This is a genomic window from Cytobacillus oceanisediminis (genome assembly GCF_003182355.1).
Taxonomy (GTDB): domain Bacteria; phylum Bacillota; class Bacilli; order Bacillales; family Cytobacillaceae; genus Cytobacillus; species Cytobacillus oceanisediminis_A.
In genome coordinates, this window is sequence record NZ_QGTW01000001.1 from 11,733 (window position 1) to 34,143 (window position 22,411).

The following is a 22,411-nucleotide window of genomic DNA, read 5'->3' on the forward strand; positions in this document are numbered from 1 at the left end:
GAGCAAAAATGCCCCTCACTATTATCTATTCATTAAAGCTGTCAAAAAGGTTAAAAATGTGTAGGTGCCGGCCTTTACAGTTGGCTGCGCCTGATGGTCCCTGGTTGGGTCAAGGCAAACAATATCCATTGCAGCTGTTTTGGGAGAAAGACCAGCAGAATAGACAGCATCGAAAAGTTCATCTGTCCTCATCCCTCCTGGTGTTGAGGCAGGCACACCAGGAGCAAAGCCGATATCCAAGACATCCATGTCGATTGTGACATAGATGGTGTCTACCTTTTTCTCCAACTGCAAAAGGGCTTCTTTAACCGTTTCGGCTAACCCCTGTTTTCTCGCATCCTTCAATGTAATGCAATTGACTTTATGCTCACGGGCATATTGGATGAGCGACTGGCCATTAAAGAAGCCATGGAGTCCAATATTGTAAACATTTTCACCTTTGATCACCCCATTCTGAATCAAGTTGCGGATGGGCGTGCCATTAGTCGGCCCGTGGTCATCAAGGCTCCGTAAATCGAGGTGTGTATCAAACTGGAGAATCCCAATCTCTTTATCAGGTTCCAGTTCATTCAGGCCGCTTACAAGCATCGCAGTGATTGAGTGATCCCCTCCGATTGCAATTGGAAAGGAATTAGGGAACTGCTTTCTGACATCTTTTATTGTTTGTTTTATATTGGAATGGCATTGCGGGATGTCGGTAAAATGCATTTTTACATCGCCAAGGTCTGCTACTTTCAGCTGCTGAAGATCTTTTTCAAAATCTAGATTATAAGTGGAAAAACCTTTCCATGAACGGCGGAAGGCCTCTGGAAACTCTGAAGCTCCCGAGGCGCTAATGGATGACCGGGAAAGCGGGACGCCGAAGATAACGGCATCCCAGTTTTTTTTGTTGAATTCCTCTTCGCTTTGCAGCTGCCGGATCCATTCATGGACCTTGACATCTGTTCCTAACTCAGTACGCGGCCAAAAGAAACCTGAAGGAGTCAGCGTTGGCAGCATAGGCTCCCTCCTTTGACGGCAATTTCCCCATTTTTAATGACGATGTCTGTATGGTTCATGCCGTAGTGGTATTGCATCTGCATATAGTTCGGGACATTAAGCAGCAAGAGATCGGCCTTCTTGCCTTGTTCAATGCTGCCGATTTCTTTTGCGCGGTTGATTGCATGTGCCGCATTAATAGTAGCCGCTGTTATGGCTTCTGCAGGTGTCAACCCCATATGCATACAAGCAAGGTTCATCATGAATGGCATGGAGCACGTTGGCGAAGAGCCTGGATTGCAATCCGTTGAAAGGGCTACAGGTACTCCTTTATCAATCATTCTTCTGCCTTTAGCCGCTTCTGCCATTAAGAAGAATGCCGTCCCTGGAAGAAGCACACCGATAACACCTTTTTCAGCCATCATCTCCATGCCTTTATCAGAAGCTCTTAACAGATGGTCTGCAGAAATGGCACCAACTTCAGCGGCAAGTTCGGCTCCTTCATAAGGCTCAATTTCATCAGCATGTATTTTGGGTGTTAAACCGAATTTCTTCCCTGCTTCAAGAAGCTTTCTGGACTGTTCCGGAGTGAACACTCCTCTTTCGCAGAAAATATCATTAAATTCAGCTAGCTTTTCTTCCGCCACTTTTGGCAGCATTTCTTCAATAACCAAATTAATGAAGGCGTCCGGATTCTCCTTGTATTCGGCTGGAACGGCATGTGCTCCCATAAAGGTACGGACAACATCTACCGGGTGAAGCTCATCAGCTCTTTTGGCTGCCAGCAGCTGCTTGTGTTCAGTATCCCAGTCAAGTCCATAACCGCTTTTTGCTTCCACAGTTGTGACTCCGTGTTTAAGAAAGCGATCAAGCCGGATCAGGCTCTCTTGAACCAATTCCTCTTCAGACGCTTTCCTTGTCATTGAGGTTGTGGCATGGATTCCTCCGCCATTATTCATAATTTCCATATAAGTAGCACCGTTCAGGCGCATATTGAATTCTTCTTCCCGGCTGCCTGCATAGACAAGATGCGTATGCGGATCGACAAGTCCCGGCAGCAGGATTTTACCCGAAGCATCAATAATTTCAGCTTCTTCCAGCCTGCTTTGGTATTGGGCTTCGAGATCAGCTGTTTTTCCAGTAGCTTTGATTAAGGCGTCTTCTACCCAAACTGCTCCATCTTCAATGATGTGCAGGTCGCTCATTTTTTCTCTTGTCAGCGGCTGCTGGGAGCTTCCTTTTAGGGTAATCACCTGATTCGCATGCTTGATAAAGATAGGTTTTGGGTGCATTTTTTGTTCCTCCTTAAAAAATGGAATCTCCAATCCATGTTTTTCCATGGATTGGAGGGTTCCTTTTAGAAGTTTCTTATTGAAATAGGCTGTTTTTTGATTGATATTCGCAAGTTTCAGCGGTTTCCTTGCTGAATTTTCTGTTTTATTCACTAATTTTAATGATTTGTTTGCAAAATTTAATAATTCTTTGCTAGTTTTCCAGCTTTATTTGCAAAGTTCACAACTCTATTAAATTTTAGCCGGTAAAAACTATTCCATCATTGGAATGTTTACGCCTTTTTCCTTAGCCGTTTTGATTGCCAGATCATAGCCTGCATCAACATGGCGGACTATTCCCATTCCCGGGTCAGATGTGAGTACGCGTTCCAGGCGCAGTTCTGCTTCCTTCGTGCCATCTGCGACGATAACCATGCCGGCATGAAGGGAATATCCCATTCCTACTCCGCCTCCGTGATGGACGGATACCCAGCTCGCTCCGCCAACTGCATTGATCAGCGCATTCAGGATTGGCCAATCTGCAACAGCATCACTGCCGTCCTTCATGCCTTCTGTTTCACGGTTTGGAGATGCAACTGAACCGGAATCAAGGTGATCACGTCCGATGACGATTGGCGCTTTAAGTTCACCTTTAGCAACCATATCATTGATGATTCTTCCGAATTTGGCGCGTTCTCCATATCCAAGCCAGCAAATTCTTGATGGCAGCCCTTGGAATTGAATTTTTTCCTGAGCCATCTTAATCCATTTACAAAGGTGCTCATTGTCAGCGAATTCACGCAGGATCACTTCGTCAGTTTTATAAATATCTTCAGGATCGCCGGATAATGCTACCCAGCGGAAAGGTCCTTTGCCTTCGCAGAACAATGGACGGATATAAGCTGGTACGAAACCAGGGAAATCGAAGGCATTTTCAACGCCCTCATCTTTGGCAACCTGGCGGATATTGTTGCCATAATCAAACGTGATTGCACCCTTTTTCTGCATGTCAAGCATCGCCTGAACATGGACTGCCATGCTTGCTTTGGATTTTTTTACATATTCAGCCGCATTCTCTTTTCTTAAAGCTGCAGCATCTTCCAGTTTGTAACCAACAGGAACATAACCATTTAATGGGTCATGTGCAGAGGTCTGGTCAGTGAGAACATCGGGAATGAAGTTCATCTCAAGCATTTTTGGCAGGATTTCTGCTGCGTTGCCCAGTAGTCCGATTGAAAGCGGACGGCCTTCCAGCTTTGCTTCTTTTGCCAGTGCAATAGCTTCTTCAATTGTATGGACCTTTGTATCCAAATATTTTGTTTCAAGTCTGCGGTCAATACGGTGCTCATCTACATCGATGGCAATGCAGACACCATCATTCATTGTAACTGCTAGTGGCTGGGCCCCGCCCATTCCTCCAAGGCCTGCAGTTAAAGTAATGGTTTGCTTTAATGAACCGGAAAAATGCTGTCTTCCCAATTCCGCGAAAGTCTCATAGGTTCCCTGGACAATCCCCTGGCTTCCGATGTAGATCCAGCTTCCAGCAGTCATCTGGCCATACATCATAAGGCCCTTCTTATCAAGTTCATGAAATGTATCCCAGTTAGCCCAGGCAGGTACAAGATTCGAATTGGCGATTAGTACCTTTGGTGCATCCTTATGTGACTTGAATACAGCAACCGGTTTACCTGATTGGACAAGCAGGGTTTCATCATCTTCAAGCTCATGCAGTGTTTTTACAATGGCGTCATAGCAATCCCAATTGCGTGCAGCCTTGCCAATACCGCCGTATACGACAAGCTCTTCTGGAATTTCTGCTACTTCTTTATCTAGATTGTTCATTAGCATCCTTAGTGCTGCTTCCTGGATCCAGCCCTTTGCATGCAATTCGCTGCCATGATAATTTTTAACTTCTCTTTTTGTTTCCGCTTTCATATCGATCCCTCCAATATTATCTATATATAAATTGTAGAACGTTAAGTGTCAGAAAAGTATAATAATAACATTTGATTAATTGTGTTTTTATTAGTTTTTTTGCTGGTAATACTAGAATTTTTGTAAAAATATTTGTTGTTTTATAATTTTAGTCTATAAAAATAGCCCCCGTTTAGACGGAGGCTTTCTGCATTCTTTTTCTAAATTGGTTCGGGGGCATTCCCTTTAATTTGCTGAAAACTTTATTGAAATATTGCTGGTTGCTGAAACCGCAAACAGATGCGATCTCCTTTATGCTCATATCCGATTCCAGCAGCAGCTTGGCTGATTGCCGGATTCTAGTTTCATTCAGGAGTTCACGAAATGATTTTCCGCATTTTTTTGCCAATATGGAGCTAATATAGTTTGCATTTCGATCAGCATATTCAGCTGCTTTTTCAAGACTGACAGCTGGGTCCCAATAATTCGTTTCAAGGAAAAATAGTATTCGCTCCGTCAAGTCCAGCTTTAGCTTTTTATCTGAGCGAATTGTTTCAAATATAAATGAAATAAAACGGATCATTTCTTTAATGATCCGGTAAATCAAGGGTGAATACAGGATGGTCTGAAATAAACATAGATATTCTTTTTCGATATTTTCGCCTGATAGCCTGAATGTCTTCATATGCCTGCGGATTTGAGCCAATATGCTTGTCAGCCTGATCCTGATTAGTCCTGGATCGGGATAGGGCTCAGCCAAAATAAGAAACTCTTGATGAAACCAAGCCTTAATACCTTCTATATCGGATTGGTTTAGGAAATCAATCCAGGTGCTTTGCTCGTCCGGTGTTAAAAAAGGGTCAATAGAAAGCCACTTTGGAAGTGAATTTCCTTCTAGGACCTGATTAAAGCCTGCATAAAATGTTAATTCCATTAGCTTTCGGTTTGCAAGATAATGGCTCCTGATTGTGCTGTTTCCCTCTTGCCCGGTATAAATGCTTATGGCAATTTGGACAGTTGATGTTTCCTGCCAGTCCCGCATGAAGCGGATACATTCTTCTTTCCACGCAAAGCTGGTTTGTTCGGCAACAAGAAAAACCATATCACTCAAAATAAAAGAACGGACTGCTTTTTGAAAAGAATAGCTCTTTAGAAAAGAATATAGTTTTGGAAGTTCACTTGGATTCTCTGCTTTAATGCCAATCGTAAGAAAGGATTTGGCAGAAGCAGGGCTCTCTAAAAATAGATCCTGGTAATGGCAGCCTTCTTCAGCCCCCATCTTTGGTTTCTGTTCAGAAAATCGCCCATTCAGCTGGGCCAGCCTGTGGATCTTTCTGGCCGACTTAAGCAGAGTATCTGCCGAGATAGGTTTTAAAATTAAATCCGATACACCCAAATCGATTGCTCTTTTTGCCTGTGAGAAGGTTGCTTCTATTGTAAGGGCAATCAGATCAGGACGAATAATTTGAATGGTTTTTATAAAAGAGCCGTAACTGCTTTCATCTATCATGTCAAGCTCGAGAATCAAGAGATCGGGCTGAAATGATTCGAGTTTCTCAATCATTTCTGCTTCATTTTCGGCTGTATCCACCTGCCACGCAGGCATGGATGATCTTAAAAGCCATTCGATGCCTTTTGTATCATACTCATCCCGATTGGCCACAAGTACCTTGTACATGCTGCCACATCCTTTTTTAACTCTATTATGAAATAATATTTTAAGGTATGTAAAGAAATAATCAGAAAAATCATTGAAAAATAGACAAGTTCCCATGCCCTTCCTGCATATTATATATGGACAAACATTTAGGAAGGAGTTACGCCATGCCTTTTCTTGTTTTGAAAAAAAGGAGCCTCATTGCATTCTTCATAATTTTTATGGTTATTGCCTCGGCATCGGTCTGGTTTTATACACAATCAAATAGTTTGACAGTATTTAATCAGGCGGATAATGAAACTGTCCGCGAGATTCATATGGTCACCGGTGAATTCAAATCCAAGCTGCCGGACGGGAAGGAAATAGAGGCGTATCGCTGGGATCCGGGAACCATTTTTCTTGAAAAAGATGAAAAGGTCAATCTTAAGATTCTTGGAGTGAATGGAGATGAGCACCCTTACATCATAGAGGGAACCGACTTTAAAGGGATTGTAAAAAAAGGCGAGGAAACGGTTATTCCCCTCCAGTTTGACAAAGAAGGTGTGTACCGCTTAGTTTGCCTTACCCACCCGGATAAAGAGAACAGCGGCCCGATGATTGCCTATATAATTGTTGACTAAAGCGGCAAAAGAAAAGAAGCACCCGATGCCCGGGTGCTTCTTTTTTATCGTCCAATAAACATTTGTGTCCAATAATGGCCGTAATATCCGCCTTGTACATATCCAACACCGATTTCAGTGTAATTGGCTGAAAGGATGTTTTTGCGGTGTCCTTCGCTGTTCATCCATGCCTTGACAACTTCTTGAGGTGTTTTTTGCCCTGCGGCAATGTTTTCTCCTGCAGTTCTGTAAGTAATGCCAAAGCTTTTCATCATATCGAATGGGCTTCCGTATGTAGGAGAATTATGATCGAAATATCTCTTATTAATCATATCCTGAGACTTATATCTCGCAACTCTCGCAAGCTCCCAATTCGATTTTAGAGGTTTTAATCCGTATTTCGCTCTTTCCTGGTTTACAAGCTGAACGACCTGCTCTTCTACACCTACTGTAGTTTTAGATAAAGTAGGAATATTCACCTTTTGGCCAGGATAAATGAAATTCGGATTTGAAATCTGCTGGTTGGCATTGATGATTTCATGAACCCCTACTTGATATTTCAGGGCAATCTTCCACATTGTTTCCCCTGATTGGACGGTATGTACGGTTGATGCTTTTCCATCATAATGGAATCCAAAGACTAGTGCGACAGACAACATAAGAATGAATGATAATTTTGATAGTGTTTTCATACTTATATTTAATCAGAATATATTAATCTCTTAAACCGGTAATTGTTACCGCTGATTCAAGGAATTTCTTATCTTACCCCCCTCCCTATCCTTCAGTGGAAACTAAATGCAATTCACCATATATACGAGTTTGCAGAGTATTTCCAGCGTTAGTATAGAGTCAACCTTCTAAAATAAAATGGATTAGATCCTATACCTATCACAGCCTCTAATAGAAACTTTAATTATAATACAGTTTTACGAGATTGATATTTCATTCTATGGAATAATCCTTTGTAAATTATTATTCACAATACAGTCACAAGGTTTGTGATTTACTTCACATATAATCTGTTATATTGAATGTATAGTAAAGTTGTGGCAACTGTTATACAACCTTTACATTAAAACAATATTGAGGTGAATTTCCATGGAAAAATGGAATGGCTTTAAAAAAGGTAAATGGACAAAAGAAATTGATGTCAGGGATTTTATACTAAAAAATTTCTCACCGTTCGAAGGTGATGAGTCATTTTTGGCACGACCTACAGAAGCGACCGCATTTTTATGGGATCGAGTAATGGAGCTTTCGAAGCAAGAGCGTGAAAATGGCGGAGTGCTTGATATGGATACGAAAATCGTTTCAACCATTACCTCCCATGGACCAGGCTATCTTGATCAGCAAAAAGAAAAAATAGTCGGTGTTCAGACGGATCGCCCTTTCAAGCGCTCCCTTCAGCCGTTTGGCGGAGTCCGGATGGCAGTAGCAGCGTGTGAAGCATACGGTTATGAAGCAAGCAAGGAAATGGAAAAGGTTTTTACTGATTACCGTAAAACACATAATCAGGGGGTGTTTGATGCCTATACCGATGAAATGAAACTTGCCCGCAAAGCTGGCATTATTACCGGCCTTCCTGACGCATACGGCCGTGGACGGATTATTGGAGATTACCGACGGGTTGCCCTATATGGTGCTGACCGTCTGATAGAAGCCAAGAAAGAAGACCTGAAGGCAACAAGCCGTGTTATGACAGAAGAAAATATTCGTTTACGCGAAGAAATTTCAGAACAAATTCGTGCACTGCAGGAACTAAAGAAGCTGGCGGAAAGCTATGGATATAATATTTCAAGTCCTGCAGGAAATGCTGCAGAAGCTTTCCAATGGCTGTACTTTGGCTATCTCGCTGCCATTAAAGAACAAAACGGAGCCGCTATGAGTCTGGGGCGTGTTTCCACTTTCCTTGATATTTTCATAGAAAGAGATATTCAAAAAAGTGTATTGACTGAACAGGAAGCCCAGGAGCTTGTCGACCATTTTGTGATGAAGCTTCGCCTCGTAAAATTTGCGAGAACGCCTGATTATAATGAATTATTCAGCGGCGACCCTACATGGGTAACAGAGTCAATTGGCGGTATGGCGCTTGACGGACGCCCGCTTGTAACGAAAAGCTCTTTCCGGTTCCTTCATACTTTAAAGAATTTGGGGCCCGCTCCGGAACCCAATTTAACGGTGCTATGGTCCGCTAAATTGCCTGATAATTTTAAAAAGTATTGTGCAAAGATGTCCATTGAAACTAGCTCTATCCAATATGAAAACGACGACATCATGCTGCCTGAATACGGAGATGATTACGGAATTGCCTGCTGTGTATCTGCCATGGAAATCGGAAAACAAATGCAATTTTTCGGGGCAAGGGCAAACCTTGCAAAAGCCCTCCTGTACAGCATCAATGGCGGCAAGGATGAAAAGCTGAATATCCAGGTTGGCCCTGAATATTCCCCTATCACATCAGAAGTTCTTGATTATGGAGAAGTAATGGCTAAGTTTGACCTTATGATGGATTGGCTGGCAGATCTCTATATTAATACATTGAATATCATTCACTATATGCATGACAAATACAGCTACGAGCGGATTGAAATGGCCCTTCATGATTCCGAAATATTAAGGACAATGGCGACTGGAGTTGCCGGTCTAAGTGTGGCGGCAGATTCATTGAGCGCTATTAAATACGCTAATGTAAAGGTGGTCCGCGATGAAAAAGGATTGGCAGTTGATTTCATTACAGAAGGTGACTTCCCGAAATACGGCAATAATGACGACCGTGTTGACAACATAGCTGTTGACCTTGTCGAGCGGTTTATGAAAAAGCTTCGCAAGCATCAGACCTACCGGAACTCCAAGCATACGATGTCCATTTTAACGATTACTTCCAATGTTGTGTATGGCAAGAAAACCGGCAACACACCTGATGGCCGCCGTGCCGGGGAACCTTTTGCCCCAGGAGCCAATCCAATGCATGGCAGAGATACAAAAGGTACGCTCGCTTCCCTTTCTTCAGTGGCAAAATTACCTTACAAATATGCGCTGGATGGGATTAGCAACACCTTCTCCATTGTGCCTAAAGCCCTTGGGAAAGATGATGAGTGCCGAATCAGCAATCTTGTATCGATCCTTGACGGCTATTCGATTAAATCCGGCCATCACCTGAATGTAAATGTATTTAATAGAGAAACTTTGCTGGATGCTATGGAGCACCCGGAAGAATATCCGCAATTAACCATCAGGGTGTCAGGATATGCGGTAAACTTTATTAAATTAACAAGAGAGCAGCAGCTTGATGTAATAAATCGAACATTCCATGAAACCATGTGACTTTAATTGGCGGGCCTCCCCTAAGGAGGTCCTCCCATAAACTTAGGAAGCTTCGGGTGCTGCCAAGGCGCTCCGTGCTTATTGAAAGGAAGATCATCATGTACGGGAACATTCATTCAATTGAGACATTTGGGACGGTTGACGGACCGGGTATCCGTTATGTCATATTTACGCAGGGCTGCCTTCTTCGCTGCCAATTCTGCCATAATGCTGACACATGGGAGATTGGGACAGGAAAACAAATGTCTGTTTCGGAAATCATGGATGACCTCCAATCCTACCTCCCCTTTATTGAAGCATCTGGTGGCGGGATTACAGTGAGCGGCGGAGAACCATTATTGCAAATTCCCTTCATTATCGAGCTTTTTAGAGAATGTAAACAACTAGGTATCCATACAGCTATTGATTCATCTGGCGGCTGTTATTCCAACTCCCCTCTTTTCCAAAGTCAGCTAAAAGAATTGATGGGATATACCGATTTAGTGCTGCTGGACCTGAAACACATTGATAAAGAAAAACATAAAAAACTGACAGGCCTTACAAATGAACATATTCTGCAATTTGCCAATTATCTATCTGACAGCCATGTTCCAGTATGGATTCGGCACGTACTGGTCCCAACAATATCTGACGAAGAGAAAGATCTTGAAAGGCTCGGACAATTTATTAAAGGTTTAGAAAACGTAAAAAAAATTGAAGTGCTTCCCTACCATAAACTCGGTGTGTATAAATGGGAAGCGCTTGGGCTGGAATATCTATTAAAGGATATTGAGCCTCCGAGTGAAGCAAAAGCTGAATGGGCTTACCACCTTCTATCAGGTCAATAAAAAAATGCAGTTCCAGGCATGGGACTGCATTTTTTTTATAAGTTTCCTTTCCTTGGGTGTTCCGGAAGCCTTCACGGCGCATAAAGCAGGACTTGGAAGAGCTCCCTTAAATAAACACCGCACGAAGGAAATATAATGCATTTTCGATAAACCTGTGCCTTCAGCTCCAATCAACATAGTGAAATATCAGCTATGAGCTTTAACAAAGAAAAGATAAAAAGGAAAATCCCGCTTAAGGGATTCTCCTCAGACTGTGAAATGGGTCTGTTGATTTCCGTTCCAGGTGCTCAGCGAACGCGGGCGGTCAGGGGAGCCTCCTCGTCGCTTCGCTCCTGCGGGGTCTCCCCTGACCCTTGCTCCCGCAGGAGTCTTCGCACCTTCCACTCCAATCAACAGGATTTTAAAATTGAATGTGACAGTAGAATCATGCCTATTTTAAAATAGATCTATATAAACGCTTGAGGTGATGAATTTTGGGCATCCTTATTTCCACCAGTCATCATGCATGGATGCCGGAATTCTGCGTTTATGTTCAGAGAACAGATAGCGTTTTTCAATTTTTTCAGCAGCCTCTTGGCTTACTTCTTTTCCTTCAAGATAATCATCCAGTTCATCATAGGATATACCTAATTCAGTTTCATCGGCTTGTCCAGGCTTTTGGTCAAGTAGATCAGCAGTTGGCACTTTTAGATACAGCCTTTCTTCTGCGCCAAGCTCTTTAAGAAGAGCTTTACCTTGTCGCTTTGTCAGGCCGGACAGTGGAAGGACATCAGCACCGCCGTCACCATATTTCGTGAAAAATCCAGTTACTGCTTCAGCAGCATGGTCGGTACCAATAACAAGCAAGCCATTTTGGCCGCCGATTGCATACTGGGCAATCATTCTCATGCGTGCCTTTACGTTTCCTTTATGGTAATCCTTTAAAGGATCTTCCGGGAAGATTCGGTCATATTCTTTCTTAACCTCATCAACCGGATCTTTTACATTGAATACATATTCTCGGTCTGCCTGAATAAAGGATAGAGCCAGCTGGGCATCATCCTCATCCCTTTGTACACCATATGGCAAACGTACTGCTATGAAAGTTGCTTCCTTTCCTTCCTTTCTGAGTTCCTCAACCGCCAGCTGGGCAAGGCGTCCTGCCAGGGTAGAATCCTGCCCGCCGCTGATGCCGAGGACGTAACCTTTTGAATTGGTTTTCACGAGATAATTCTTTAAAAAGCCGATTCTTTTTTTGATTTCTTCTTTCGGATCAATTTTTGGATTAACACTTAATGTCTGCATGATTTCTTTCTGTAATTTCATTTCAGGTTCCTCCCTCTCTTAATACGGTCTGCCTTTTACTTTTTCTTTAACTTGCCTGATCATATGCATTTTATTATCCCAACACTTCTGGCTCAAGTCGACAGGGTATTCTTCAGGGTTTAAAGATCGGCGGTACTCATCCCATAATACATTGAGATTTTCCTTTGCAAAGTTTTGCATCTCTTTTAAGGAGGGAATTTGATAGACAAGCTTCCCCTCTTTAAATATTTCTTTATGGAGCTCCCTCGCTTCAAAATTTGTAACAAATTTACTGACAAAAGTATGGACAGGATGGAACATCTTCAGCCTTTTTTCCTGCTGGGGATGTTCATGTTCCAAAGCAATATAGTCCCCTTCTGATTTTTGATTATCCTTGTTGATAATGCGATAAACTTTTTTTAGTCCAGGAGTGGTGACTTTTTCCGGGTTTCCGCTTATTTTAATTGTATCAGCCATTTTACCCGCTTCATCCTCGATTGAAACGAGTTTGTACACAGCCCCAAGCGCTGCCTGCTCAAAAGCAGTGATTAACTTTGTGCCAACTCCCCATATATCAATCTTTGCACCCTGTGCTTTCAGGTTTATAATCGTATATTCGTCCAGGTCATTGGAAGCGATAATTTTTGCATCAGGGAAACCTGCTTTATCAAGCATTCTTCGTGCTTCTTTTGATAGGTATGCCAGGTCGCCGCTGTCAAGCCTAATGCCTTTAAAATTAATCTTCTCTCCCAATTCTTTCGCTACTTTGATTGCATTGGGGACACCGGATTTCAGGGTATCATACGTATCTACAAGGAAAACACAATCTTTATGAGTAGTTGCATATTTCTTAAAAGCTGTATATTCATCACGATAAGCCTGAACAAATGAATGTGCATGTGTTCCTGCAACCGGGATGCCGAATTTCTTGCCTGCCCTCACATTTGAAGTCGCATCAAAGCCTCCGATGTATGCTGCCCTTGTACCCCAGATGGCTGCATCCATTTCATGTGCCCTTCTTGATCCAAATTCCATGGCAGTTCCATCGCCAATTACTTCTTTTATGCGTGTCGCTTTGGTGGCAATCAATGTTTGATAGTTAATGATATTCAATAAAGCTGTTTCAACAATTTGAGCTTCTGCCAAAGGGGCCTCCACTCTCATGATTGGTTCATTGCCAAAAACCAGCTCGCCTTCTTCCATTGATTTGATCGTGCCGGAAAACCTCATGCTTTTTAAATAATCAAGAAAATCACCCTTAAAATGAAGTTCATTTTTTAAATACATTAGATCGCTTTCAGTGAAGCGGAAATTCTCAATATACTCGATCACTCTTTCAAGACCGGCAAAGATCCCATATCCGTTTCCAAACGGGAGCTTCCTGAAAAAGACCTCGAAAACGGCTTTTTTATTATGTATGTTATCTTCCCAATAGGTTTGGGCCATATTTATTTGATATAAATCAGTATGCAAAGCTAAACTGTCATCCGCAAATTCATTAGGCATTAACGCAACCTCCTGTGTAAAATCTTCTGTTAAATTACCTTTGCGTTCATTGAGTTTTTAAAATGTTCCAAAGCCCAGCGATGGCCAATTTCATTGAAGCTAGCAGTAGCGTTTTCATAAACAACAATGTTGAAACCTTTGTTATAGGCATCGACAGCGGTATGCAATACACATATATCCGTGCAGACACCTACAAGGTGCACTTCGGTTATGCCGCGCTCCCTCAATTTTAATTCAAGGTCTGTTCCCGCAAAGGCACTATATCTTGTTTTATCCATCCAAAAAACATTTTCCTTATCAGCATGAAACTGATAGACCTTGCTTAATTCTCCATACAATAGTCGTCCCTCAGTATCTTTAAGGTTATGGGGCGGATAAAGGGCTGTTTCAGGATGATAGGGGTCATCAGGAAAATGGAGATCAATCGCAAAGACTGTAAAAGCCCCCTCTTCAATAAACTTTGCCGTAATCGCTGCTATTTCTTTTTCTATATCAATAGCAGGCTGTCCGCAAGGCAATGCTCCAGTGACAAAATCAATCGTATAATCAATATTTAAAAGTGCTTTTGTCATCTAATATCCCCCATTAATTTTATTTATCATCTCACTTGGATGAAAATTTTGGCTATTAATTAGATACTAAGTGAAAATTAGCACATTAATCAAATTTTTCATCCCGACAGCTTATGTATATTTGGAATCTACCCGCAAATAGGGTGATTTACTCCTCTGCAAAAAACCTGCTTTGATGATGTGTTCGTTATAATGAATAAGGAAGTTATTTGATAATAATAATACATGAATTATTTCCCGCTAGGTGGTTTGGGAAGGTTTTTTTAAAATAACATTTGGCTTATATCTGTTTTGTTTTTCTGATGAAACATTTGTGTTTTTAACTGGTGATTCATACAGTTAAGCAAATTGGCTATAGAGATACTTTCATTAATATATCCTATTATACCTGCAACCGTATAATTAATACCCATACCCCTATTTGGCGGATTGTGGATAACTAGTAAGAGTTGTGGATATTGAGTTTTAACCTAAAGCTTCTATCAAAACTGTTTTGGTGGAAGAGTACTCAAGACACGCCCCTATTATTTAACAAAGAAAAACAACACGCCGTGCTTGGCTAGTTCTGTTATTTCCTATCACCTGTTTTGCGTTGACAATCATTTCATATAATAATATAGTTGTCTTGTTAACCTGGTAGTTTATTAAGTTTACATATTTAAAGGGGAGATTTTAAATGACTAAAGATCAGCTGAAGCTGAGATCCATGATTGTAACTGCTTTATTTGCTGCCATCATCGGGGTAATGGCACAAATTACAATTCCCCTCCCACTTGTGCCGATTACCGGCCAAACATTGGCAATTGGACTGGCAGCCACTATACTGGGAGCGCGCTATGGAACACTTTCCGTGATCTTATATTTAGTTATTGGGTCAGCGGGTGTTCCAGTATTTGCTGAATTCTCAGGGGGAATATCCAAATTAGTTGGACCTACTGGCGGTTATTTGGTTGGTTTTATCCCGGCAGCGTTCATCATCGGATGGTATTTGGAGAAAACATCTTTCTCTTTCAAAAATGCGATGATCGCCAATACGATTGGTATGCTGGTGACTTTGGCATTCGGAACTGCCTGGCTAAAAATTGCGGCTGATCTGACTTGGACTGGTGCCATTGCCGGCGGAGCCACTCCGTTTATTATCGTTGGGTTAATAAAAGCTGCCCTTGCCTCCTGGATTGGGATTATTGTAAGAAAAAGACTTCAATCCGCAAACCTCCTGTTCCCTGCAAAAGGGACAAAAAATGAAACTGTTTGATTTAGTGAAAGAGCCGAAACTAAAGGGATCGGCTTTTTTTCGTTATGAGGAGCTGTGTATTTCTAATCTTTTAAATAAGCTATCTTCGGACCTGATTCCATCCATTGCGCAAATCAACTAACTTTGGTAGCAAAAAGGTTGATTAACGATGAAAAGCTTCTTCCAAAGGAGAATGGTAGTTAATCGGGATGATTAACGACGAAAAGGCTTCTTCCCAAAGGAGCATGGTAGTTAATCGGGATGATTAACGACGAAAAGGCTTCTTCCCAAAGGAGCATGGTAGTTAATCGGGATGATTAACGACGAAAAAGTCTCTTCCCAAAGGAAAAAGGTAGTTAATCGGTATCTTTATCGACATTCCCCTTCCTTTTAAGCAGAGCAGCAGGTTCCTTCCTGGCCCTTGCTAGTCCAATCACCACCCCCCTCCTTTCCGCATAGGATGTCATTGAACTGACAAGGAGGGCTGTGAAATATGGACAGACGGGGACTTTTGCCTTTCATCGTAACTGCATTATTTGCTGTTATGATTTCGATATTTACCTTCTCTCTCATTGATTCCAAGAATGCTGAACCAAACACCCATCAAAAACCGAATAGCGGAGAGTCTAATAGTGACAGTGATATTACCAATAATGTAAAAAATAATATTAAAGGCAATAAAGCAAATGTAAACAATTCAATCGATAATGATTTAAATAACGGGAACAATAGCAAAATTGACAATAATGTTTCAAATGACATAGAAGTTAATGTCGATGTAAACGTAACAAATAAAATAAAGAATAAAGCTGACAGCCAAGATTCCAGTTCAGGCAGTAATGGTGATGGCAATGAGAACAGCGATAATGACGGCAATAATAATGGCAATGATGGCGGAAACCAGGATGATCAGGATCGCCAAACGGATGAAGATGAAGTCGTTTGGGGTGTAGACTCCGCGAGTCTCACCACAAGCGACTTGCTTTCCTGTGTGCGCGAAAATTTCGGAAGCCCTAAAGTTTGGGGCCGATATTTGGGTGAAAAAGATGGTGTTTCAGCCGGTATCACCCCGGAAGAAGCGGAACTGCTCCATTCCAATGATATAAAAATCCTTGTCATCTGGAATCGATTTAGTAATGCAACAGGGCTAGAAAATGGACAGAACGAAGCGAGAGCAGCCATTAAGCTTGCGGAGGAATTGCGCATCCCAGAGGGTGTTGCCATTTTTGCCGACATTGAGCCCAGCTATCCCGTTGATTCTGCATTTATTGAAGGGTGGTTTCAAGGAATAGAAGATTCACCATATCGTTCAGGCATTTATGGAATTTTTGAGCCGGAGCGTGCTCTTACCCAAGCTTTTGAAGAAGCTGGAAACAGCAATTCAGCTCTTCTTGAAAACACGTATGTTTGGAGTGCAGTACCAAATGTTGGCATTACTACTGAAAAACAGGCACCTGGATATAAGCCCCAAGCTCCTGAAAATGCTTTGATTGCCGGCTGGCAATACGGTATTGATGCGCAGGCATGCAACATTGATACGAATTTATTCAATGGTGAAATTATTAAAGTTTTATGGTAAAAGAATATTACAAAAAAAAGAGCCCAAAAAGGCTCTTTTAAATTTTAAAAGCATTTCTTGCATCTCCGTTATTCCAGATTTGGTTCATCACAAAAGGCGTACCGATAAAAACGGGAACGATATAATAACTTAGACGGTAGAACATAAGGATTAAAAGGCCCAATTCGGTGGGAATCCCCTGAGATTCCAAGCCGATTAAAAATACAAAGTCAAAAGATCCGATACCACCAGGAATCATACTGGCAATGCCGGCGCATGCTGAAATGATTACAATCGGAAATATAACAAAGAATGGAATCGAAACCTCAAGAGATTTTGCAATTCCCCAAATACAAAAAATGATAAAAAGCCACTCCAATAAGGAAACAGCCAGCAATTCTGCTGCATATCCCTTTTTAATGTGCTTTAAATTCCAGAACGATGTCTTGAAGAAGTATATGGCCAGCAATACAGGGGTATAGGCGGCAATCCCCCAGACGGCAATTTTTATTAGCTTCACATCTTCATATAAATGCAAATCTGAAAAAATAATCATCCATGAAAGCAAAGATAATCCTGTCAGATAAAAAAGTGAGAGCTTGGCAATTATTTTTATATAGGGAGTGCCGCCAGCTAAATAATTTTTATAAAAATAAGATCTTAGGGTTGCCCCTGCAACGCCCCCAAAGCCGATAAAATTCGAGAACGCATTTGCTGACAACGAATAAAAGAGCAGCTTCTTTTTGGGAACTTTTATACGAAAAAGCCGCTGCAGGATCTCATCATAAAAATACATAGGAAAAAGAGCGGCTAGTCCAAGTGCTATAATCAAAACTACTTTCTGTGGAGAAAGCCGGTCCAAATAAAGCTCAAGCAAGGCCCAGTTAAAATCGTCGAACATGCCTTTTGCTTCATAGCTTATAAAAAGTAATATGAAAATGGGTACCAGGAATTTGGCCAACGATAGGAATGTTTTTTGTTTTAAGAAAGACAAATTACCCCACCATTCATTAAATCGAGTATTATGTATGAGCTTAAAGCTTCCTGATAGAGTGTACCATACTGCTGCACAAAATACACATCCACTTTTTATCATTATATTCCTGGATAAGTACATTAGAATGGACAACCAATTTAATTATAAAACAGGAGCGTGGTATTACACCCCCGCTCCTTTTACATTCTTCCTGTTATTAAACCTGCAAACGCACATACAATACCACCCGCATAAGTAAAAATTAAATATGTAATAGCTTGTTTCTTCTTTTTCCCCTCCAAAAGCTCAACTGTTTCAAATTTAAAGGTTGAAAAAGTTGTAAAAGACCCCATGAAACCGACACCCAGAAGCAAAAATAGGTTTCCATTAAAATCCAAGCCAATTAACAATCCTAGCAAAAAAGAACCTGATAGGTTTACAGCCAGAGTACCAGCTGGAATATCTGATTTGAATTTCTTTTTTACATACAAGACAGCCAGATATCGGGAGATTGCTCCAAAGAACCCTCCTGCACCAATCCATAGAAAATCAATCATGGCTGGAAGCCTCCTTTTCGCCCAAGCCTGAATGATACCCTGCAAATGCGGCGGCAAGCCCCCCAACTAAACTAATTGTAATATAAAGAAGAGCATTTAAGTAGGCATGTTCATCAATTAACATAACGGTTTCACTGCTCAAGGTTGATAAGGTTGTAAAAGACCCGATTGCACCGGTTCCAATTCCCAGTCGCAAATCATTTGTAAGTCGGTTTTGCCTTATGACAAGTGAAGTAAAAAGTCCCAGAATGAACGCTCCTGCAAGATTTGCGATTAAAGTTCCAAACGGGAAACTGCTCCCCCAAGCTTGGGTGGATTGATCGGAAATAATATACCTTAAAAGGCTTCCGGCCATGCCTCCAATTCCTATATAAATGAAAACTTTCAAAACAATCAACTCTTTCATTAGGGCATTCCATAAATCATTTTAGCATTTTTTTTTATTGAAAAAATATTGAATAACAAAAAATGTTATAGGAATCCTAAGGATGAAAAAACAGAAAAGGAGTGAATCCATATGCTAAAACGCAAAGCGATTATTGCAGGCGCTCTGACAGCTGTGGTGCTTGCAGGATGCGGGATGAATAACAACGATATGAATGAAACAGCACAAAGAAACAGGGATTTGAGCCAGCCTACAAAAGTTAACGACAGCAATTACGGTGAAAATGGCCGCACAACAGAACCGGGGATTGACCTGACACGTACCCGTACAGAAAATCAAAATAGAGAACAATCCCCAAGAATGAGGGTTGCTGATAAAGCTGCGGAGAAAATTACTGCCATTCCTGAAGTTGATACAGCAAACGTGATTGTTACAGATAATAATGCCTATGTTGCTGCACGGATGGATAATGGAAATGGTGAATTGACAAAGGATATTGAAGAAAAAATCGCTGATCAAGTAAAATCTGTTGACCAGGATATCGATAATGTATATGTTTCAGTTAATCCCGATTTTTATGATCGAATGACTGGATATACAGAAGATATACGAGGCGGACAGCCCATAGAAGGATTCTTTGATGAGTTTAACGAAACTGTACGACGGATCTTTCCTACGCAAAGATAAGAATAGAACATTTATAGGTATGTTAAAAAAATGAAAACGGCCGGTATGAACAGGCCGTTTTCTTCATGTTATTAAATATCCTGGAAATAGTCTTTGTAAAAGCCGCTTACTTTTCCGGAATTATCTAAAATAAAATAGAATTCTTCGGTTTCATTTTTAACATCATAAATTTTTCCTGCAGTCAACGCCCTGTCTACAATATATTTTGCTGCATCTGTATGCACACATTTTACTTTTTTTACTGTATCTCGTTCATGCCAAGTTAAATGAATCAAAATTGCCACTCCTTCGTTTTCTGCCTAACCAGCTTACTCATTCAGTCAGGCTAAGCTCTTATTAAGTATTATAAAGAATACGAGCTGCTGTCTGCAACATGATTCTCTCTAATCGTTGGCATAACCTTCATTATTTTCCTGAAACGTTTGATTCGGTCCATATCGAAGGTATATACTTCTCCGGTTAAAATGTTCTTTAATGTTATATAGGTAATCTCACAGATATGATCTATTCGTACAAACTCCAAATGTTCGTAATACTCATTTTCGTACTCCACTTCATAAAAGCCATTATCTGCAATTATATTCATATGATGACCTTCTTTCTAAGATGATGGCAAAGGTTATTTACCACGAACTTAGCCTGTTTCAAACATCAAATGAATAATTTTGCATTAAAACAAATCAAATTTTTTCCCATTCACTTAAATGCATCGGCTTTAAATTGGGCCTTGAATCCCCCTGCAATACAGAGATATACTCCAATGAATGGCCGTCCGGGTCATAAAAATAGACTGAAGCAGCTGGCATCCATGGATGGACGATTGGCTCTTTGGACGAGAGGCCGAAACTCTCCCTCGCTTCAATGCCATTTTCCTTTAAGAATGGAATAATCCTTTTCAGTTCTTCTGGCGGAACAGAAAAAGCTATGTGATTTCGCTTAATTGGTGTGTCTTTTGTTTCCCAAATGCCCAGCATATTTTCCTTGTTTTCTCCCAGGAAAAAGAATGCTGCTCTCCTAACCTCTATTTTGTAAGCCACAGTAAATCCCAGGCTTTCGTAAAAAATTATGCTTCTTTCCAAATTGGATGTATCCAAATGCGCTTCATATAACTTAGCTCCCTGCATTCTCAATGCCCCCTTTTCATTTTCGATTGTTATTTAAAGCTGTGTTAACTTGCCTGTTGGTTTCCGCTTAAGAAGCTTTAGCGAACCGCCGGCGGGTCCGACGCTCCTCTGTGCAATGGGGGGGTTCCTTTAGACCCGCTTCTCCAGCAGGTCATTGAACAAGCATCCTCGAATAGATACCGCACGAAGGAAATGCCAATGCATTTCCCAGGAGTCTTGCGCCTTCTTCTCATATCAGCTTAGTGACAAAATCAACAATGAGCTCTAGCATAGACTAATTTTAAAATAGGAGTTATCAGTGATATACAGAAAAAAGGATGAACATGAGTTCATCCTTTAGTCCTAAATTTTTAAGCATCCAAATTTATTTTTACGCCGAGTTTTTCCAGTTGTTTTTCAAGATTTTTATAATATTGCTCGCTGACTCTTCCTCTTGCTCCGCGCAGAATCTCCAGTGCATAGTGGTCAGGCGGAGGCAATTCTCCCTTTTTATTATAAACATGAAAAGTTAAAACATCGGTATATACATCCTCGCCAACTTGCACATTTACAAACGCTGGCCGGTACCATTCCCCATAAAACCCTTCCCGATGGAAGAGATATTCAACCGCTTTATACGGCAGTTCATAAAGAATTCCCTCGGTAATTCCTCCATTTTCCACAATATCAGCTCTTCCGCCATCGTCCCGTGAAAATAAATATTGCATGGAATAACCTTTTAGCACTCCACCGCCAACAACAGTCTTGAAATGCTGATCAACATTTGCTAACCGGAATCGTTCATCGTCCATGCAGGAACCATATGCAAAGTAATAGGTTTTCTCCGGTTTGTCTTTCATTAAACGATAGAGCTTCCAGTCTCCGTGTAAAATGGGTTCAGCCAGTATATCATTTCTGTTTGAAATATAAACAAGTGCGTTGACATCTCCAGCATCGGTATGTACAGTTTGTTCCACTCTGTCGTATAAATTGTCTTTTCTGCCTGGAATGTAATCTTCCAGCTCATCCAGCTCAGTGAAATGATCCAAGTGAACCTCATAGAGTTCCCCATATACCTTTTGATCAAGCGATGCCTTCATGGAGGGATACCCAAGTCCAGTATCATATAACTCCCCGTATACCCATGCCTGCTCGGCAATGCAGGGACTCCCTTTCAGGACGAAATGGTTCGATTCATGCTTTCTTAATGTCCCATACACAAACAGCTTCTGTGTTGTCATTCGTTTTGGTCCCCCTTATTCCTCTATATGCTAAATCTGAATTTGATTACTATACTACCATTTTCTGAAGATTCTTTCCAAAAAAATAGGGTCTGTTAAATTTGCCTGTTGATTATCGCTCCAGGTGCTCAGTGAACCGCGGGCGGTTCATGGAGCCTCCTCAAGCATTAAGCCTGGGTGGTCTCCCATTGATCCGCAAACCCGCAGGACTTTGAATAAGCATCCTGAATAAACACCGCTGAAATGCCGATGCATTTTCGAGGATCTCACACCTTCAACACAAATTAACAAAGTGCCAGCTTTAACAAAAAAATAAGACGGAGAAAGATTCTCCTTCCATTCAGGATTGGCACTGGCAAACTCTGAAATTTTTAATAATTGGAAGCTTGCAGAACAGTTGGTTTTTACGATTTTGAAGTAGTTGGGGCTGCCTTGCTGATTCAAATTTTGTTTGTTTTAGTTTATTTAATGTTTCCATGACATAAATTTCATCATACATTCCTTTAACTCTCTCCCTTCTTCTCATCTTTAATCTCATTTTATCCTTTCTCTTTTTGTGAAACATTGGCAGAGGGAATGAGATTTTTTGAGACTTTTGAATGAGAGAAGGTGGAGTTTGTTAATAAAATGGCTCTGTTAAATTTGCTTGTTGATTTCCGTTGCAGGCACTCCCTTTCCAGGGAGCTCCTCGTCGCTATGCTCCTGCGGAGTCTCCAATGATCCGCACTCCCGCAG

21 protein-coding genes are annotated in these 22,411 nt (G+C 41.2%); 6 read left to right on the top strand and 15 right to left on the bottom strand.

Features of this window, described 5'->3' with window-relative positions; translation table 11 throughout:
- Positions 1-21: 21 nt before the first annotated feature.
- The 4 genes from DFO73_RS00070 to DFO73_RS00085 form a co-directional block, all read right to left on the bottom strand.
- Positions 22-999 (bottom strand): agmatinase family protein, encoded by a 978-nt coding sequence (locus DFO73_RS00070; RefSeq protein WP_110062765.1) that lies wholly within the window; start codon positions 997-999, stop codon positions 22-24.
- Positions 984-2,270 carry an imidazolonepropionase gene (gene hutI, locus DFO73_RS00075; protein ID WP_110063504.1) on the bottom strand — a complete coding sequence of 429 codons (1,287 nt, stop codon included), beginning with the start codon at positions 2,268-2,270 and terminating at the stop codon, positions 984-986. The genes DFO73_RS00070 and hutI overlap by 16 nt, the downstream gene beginning before the upstream one ends.
- 252 nt (positions 2,271-2,522) lie before the next feature.
- Positions 2,523-4,184, bottom strand: a complete 1,662-nt coding sequence (gene hutU / locus DFO73_RS00080) for a urocanate hydratase (protein WP_110062766.1) — start codon at positions 4,182-4,184, stop codon at positions 2,523-2,525.
- Between the two features lie 172 nt (positions 4,185-4,356).
- A complete protein-coding gene (locus DFO73_RS00085) occupies positions 4,357-5,841 on the bottom strand; it encodes a helix-turn-helix domain-containing protein (RefSeq protein ID WP_110062767.1) in 1,485 nt (494 codons plus the stop codon).
- Between the two features lie 146 nt (positions 5,842-5,987).
- Here DFO73_RS00085 and DFO73_RS00090 point away from each other — a divergent pair, with 146 nt between their 5' ends.
- Complete coding sequence (locus DFO73_RS00090) at positions 5,988-6,440, top strand: hypothetical protein (protein WP_110062768.1); 453 nt, start codon at positions 5,988-5,990, stop codon at positions 6,438-6,440.
- Between the two features lie 44 nt (positions 6,441-6,484).
- Here DFO73_RS00090 and safA read toward each other — a convergent pair whose 3' ends face one another.
- On the bottom strand, positions 6,485-7,111 hold the full coding sequence (gene safA / locus DFO73_RS00095) for a SafA/ExsA family spore coat assembly protein (RefSeq protein ID WP_181395862.1): 627 nt from the start codon (positions 7,109-7,111) through the stop codon (positions 6,485-6,487).
- 409 nt (positions 7,112-7,520) lie between these two features.
- On the opposite strand from safA, the gene pflB reads away from it, so the two are divergent.
- Both pflB and pflA read left to right on the top strand, forming a co-directional pair.
- A complete protein-coding gene (gene pflB / locus DFO73_RS00100) occupies positions 7,521-9,746 on the top strand; it encodes a formate C-acetyltransferase (RefSeq protein WP_110062769.1) in 2,226 nt (741 codons plus the stop codon).
- A 98-nt stretch (positions 9,747-9,844) separates the two neighbouring features.
- Entirely contained in the window at positions 9,845-10,573 is a 729-nt protein-coding gene (gene pflA, locus DFO73_RS00105; RefSeq protein ID WP_110063506.1) for a pyruvate formate-lyase-activating protein, read from the top strand.
- Between the two features lie 483 nt (positions 10,574-11,056).
- Here pflA and nadE read toward each other — a convergent pair whose 3' ends face one another.
- Genes nadE through DFO73_RS00125 form a run of 3 tightly spaced genes read right to left on the bottom strand, consistent with a single transcriptional unit; the run spans position 11,057 to position 13,935 of the window.
- Positions 11,057-11,878, bottom strand: a complete 822-nt coding sequence (gene nadE, locus DFO73_RS00115; RefSeq protein WP_110062771.1) for an ammonia-dependent NAD(+) synthetase — start codon at positions 11,876-11,878, stop codon at positions 11,057-11,059.
- 18 nt (positions 11,879-11,896) lie between these two features.
- A complete protein-coding gene (locus tag DFO73_RS00120; RefSeq protein WP_110062772.1) occupies positions 11,897-13,363 on the bottom strand; it encodes a nicotinate phosphoribosyltransferase in 1,467 nt (488 codons plus the stop codon).
- Positions 13,364-13,392: 29 nt separating this feature from the next.
- Positions 13,393-13,935 carry a cysteine hydrolase family protein gene (locus DFO73_RS00125; RefSeq protein ID WP_110062773.1) on the bottom strand — a complete coding sequence of 181 codons (543 nt, stop codon included), beginning with the start codon at positions 13,933-13,935 and terminating at the stop codon, positions 13,393-13,395.
- A gap of 676 nt (positions 13,936-14,611) precedes the next feature.
- On the opposite strand from DFO73_RS00125, the gene DFO73_RS00130 reads away from it, so the two are divergent.
- Positions 14,612-15,190 (top strand): biotin transporter BioY, encoded by a 579-nt coding sequence (locus tag DFO73_RS00130; RefSeq protein ID WP_110062774.1) that lies wholly within the window; start codon positions 14,612-14,614, stop codon positions 15,188-15,190.
- A 472-nt stretch (positions 15,191-15,662) separates the two neighbouring features.
- Positions 15,663-16,748: a glycoside hydrolase domain-containing protein gene (locus DFO73_RS00135; protein ID WP_110062775.1), complete on the top strand. Its 1,086-nt coding sequence runs from the start codon at positions 15,663-15,665 to the stop codon at positions 16,746-16,748.
- 37 nt (positions 16,749-16,785) lie between these two features.
- Here the strand turns inward: DFO73_RS00135 and DFO73_RS00140 are convergent, their stop codons facing one another.
- The 3 genes from DFO73_RS00140 to crcB (DFO73_RS00150) all read right to left on the bottom strand — a co-directional run bounded on the left by DFO73_RS00140 (position 16,786) and on the right by crcB (DFO73_RS00150) (position 18,666).
- Positions 16,786-17,721 carry a lysylphosphatidylglycerol synthase domain-containing protein gene (locus DFO73_RS00140; RefSeq protein WP_110062776.1) on the bottom strand — a complete coding sequence of 312 codons (936 nt, stop codon included), beginning with the start codon at positions 17,719-17,721 and terminating at the stop codon, positions 16,786-16,788.
- Positions 17,722-17,903: 182 nt separating this feature from the next.
- Complete coding sequence (gene crcB, locus DFO73_RS00145; RefSeq protein WP_110062777.1) at positions 17,904-18,260, bottom strand: fluoride efflux transporter CrcB; 357 nt, start codon at positions 18,258-18,260, stop codon at positions 17,904-17,906.
- Entirely contained in the window at positions 18,253-18,666 is a 414-nt protein-coding gene (gene crcB / locus DFO73_RS00150; protein ID WP_258309116.1) for a fluoride efflux transporter CrcB, read from the bottom strand. Before crcB (DFO73_RS00150) ends, crcB (DFO73_RS00145) begins: the two co-directional genes overlap by 8 nt.
- Before the next feature lie 111 nt (positions 18,667-18,777).
- On the opposite strand from crcB (DFO73_RS00150), the gene DFO73_RS00155 reads away from it, so the two are divergent.
- Entirely contained in the window at positions 18,778-19,332 is a 555-nt protein-coding gene (locus DFO73_RS00155) for a YhcN/YlaJ family sporulation lipoprotein (protein WP_110062778.1), read from the top strand.
- A 71-nt stretch (positions 19,333-19,403) separates the two neighbouring features.
- On the opposite strand, the gene DFO73_RS00160 is transcribed toward DFO73_RS00155, so the two are convergent.
- The 4 genes from DFO73_RS00160 to DFO73_RS00175 form a co-directional block, all read right to left on the bottom strand.
- Positions 19,404-19,607, bottom strand: a complete 204-nt coding sequence (locus DFO73_RS00160; RefSeq protein ID WP_110062779.1) for a DUF6501 family protein — start codon at positions 19,605-19,607, stop codon at positions 19,404-19,406.
- Positions 19,608-19,675: 68 nt separating this feature from the next.
- A complete protein-coding gene (locus DFO73_RS00165; RefSeq protein WP_110062780.1) occupies positions 19,676-19,918 on the bottom strand; it encodes a hypothetical protein in 243 nt (80 codons plus the stop codon).
- Positions 19,919-20,012: 94 nt separating this feature from the next.
- A complete protein-coding gene (locus DFO73_RS00170) occupies positions 20,013-20,456 on the bottom strand; it encodes a VOC family protein (protein ID WP_110062781.1) in 444 nt (147 codons plus the stop codon).
- Positions 20,457-20,806: 350 nt separating this feature from the next.
- On the bottom strand, positions 20,807-21,676 hold the full coding sequence (locus tag DFO73_RS00175; protein WP_110062782.1) for a gamma-glutamylcyclotransferase: 870 nt from the start codon (positions 21,674-21,676) through the stop codon (positions 20,807-20,809).
- Positions 21,677-22,411 lie beyond the last annotated feature (735 nt).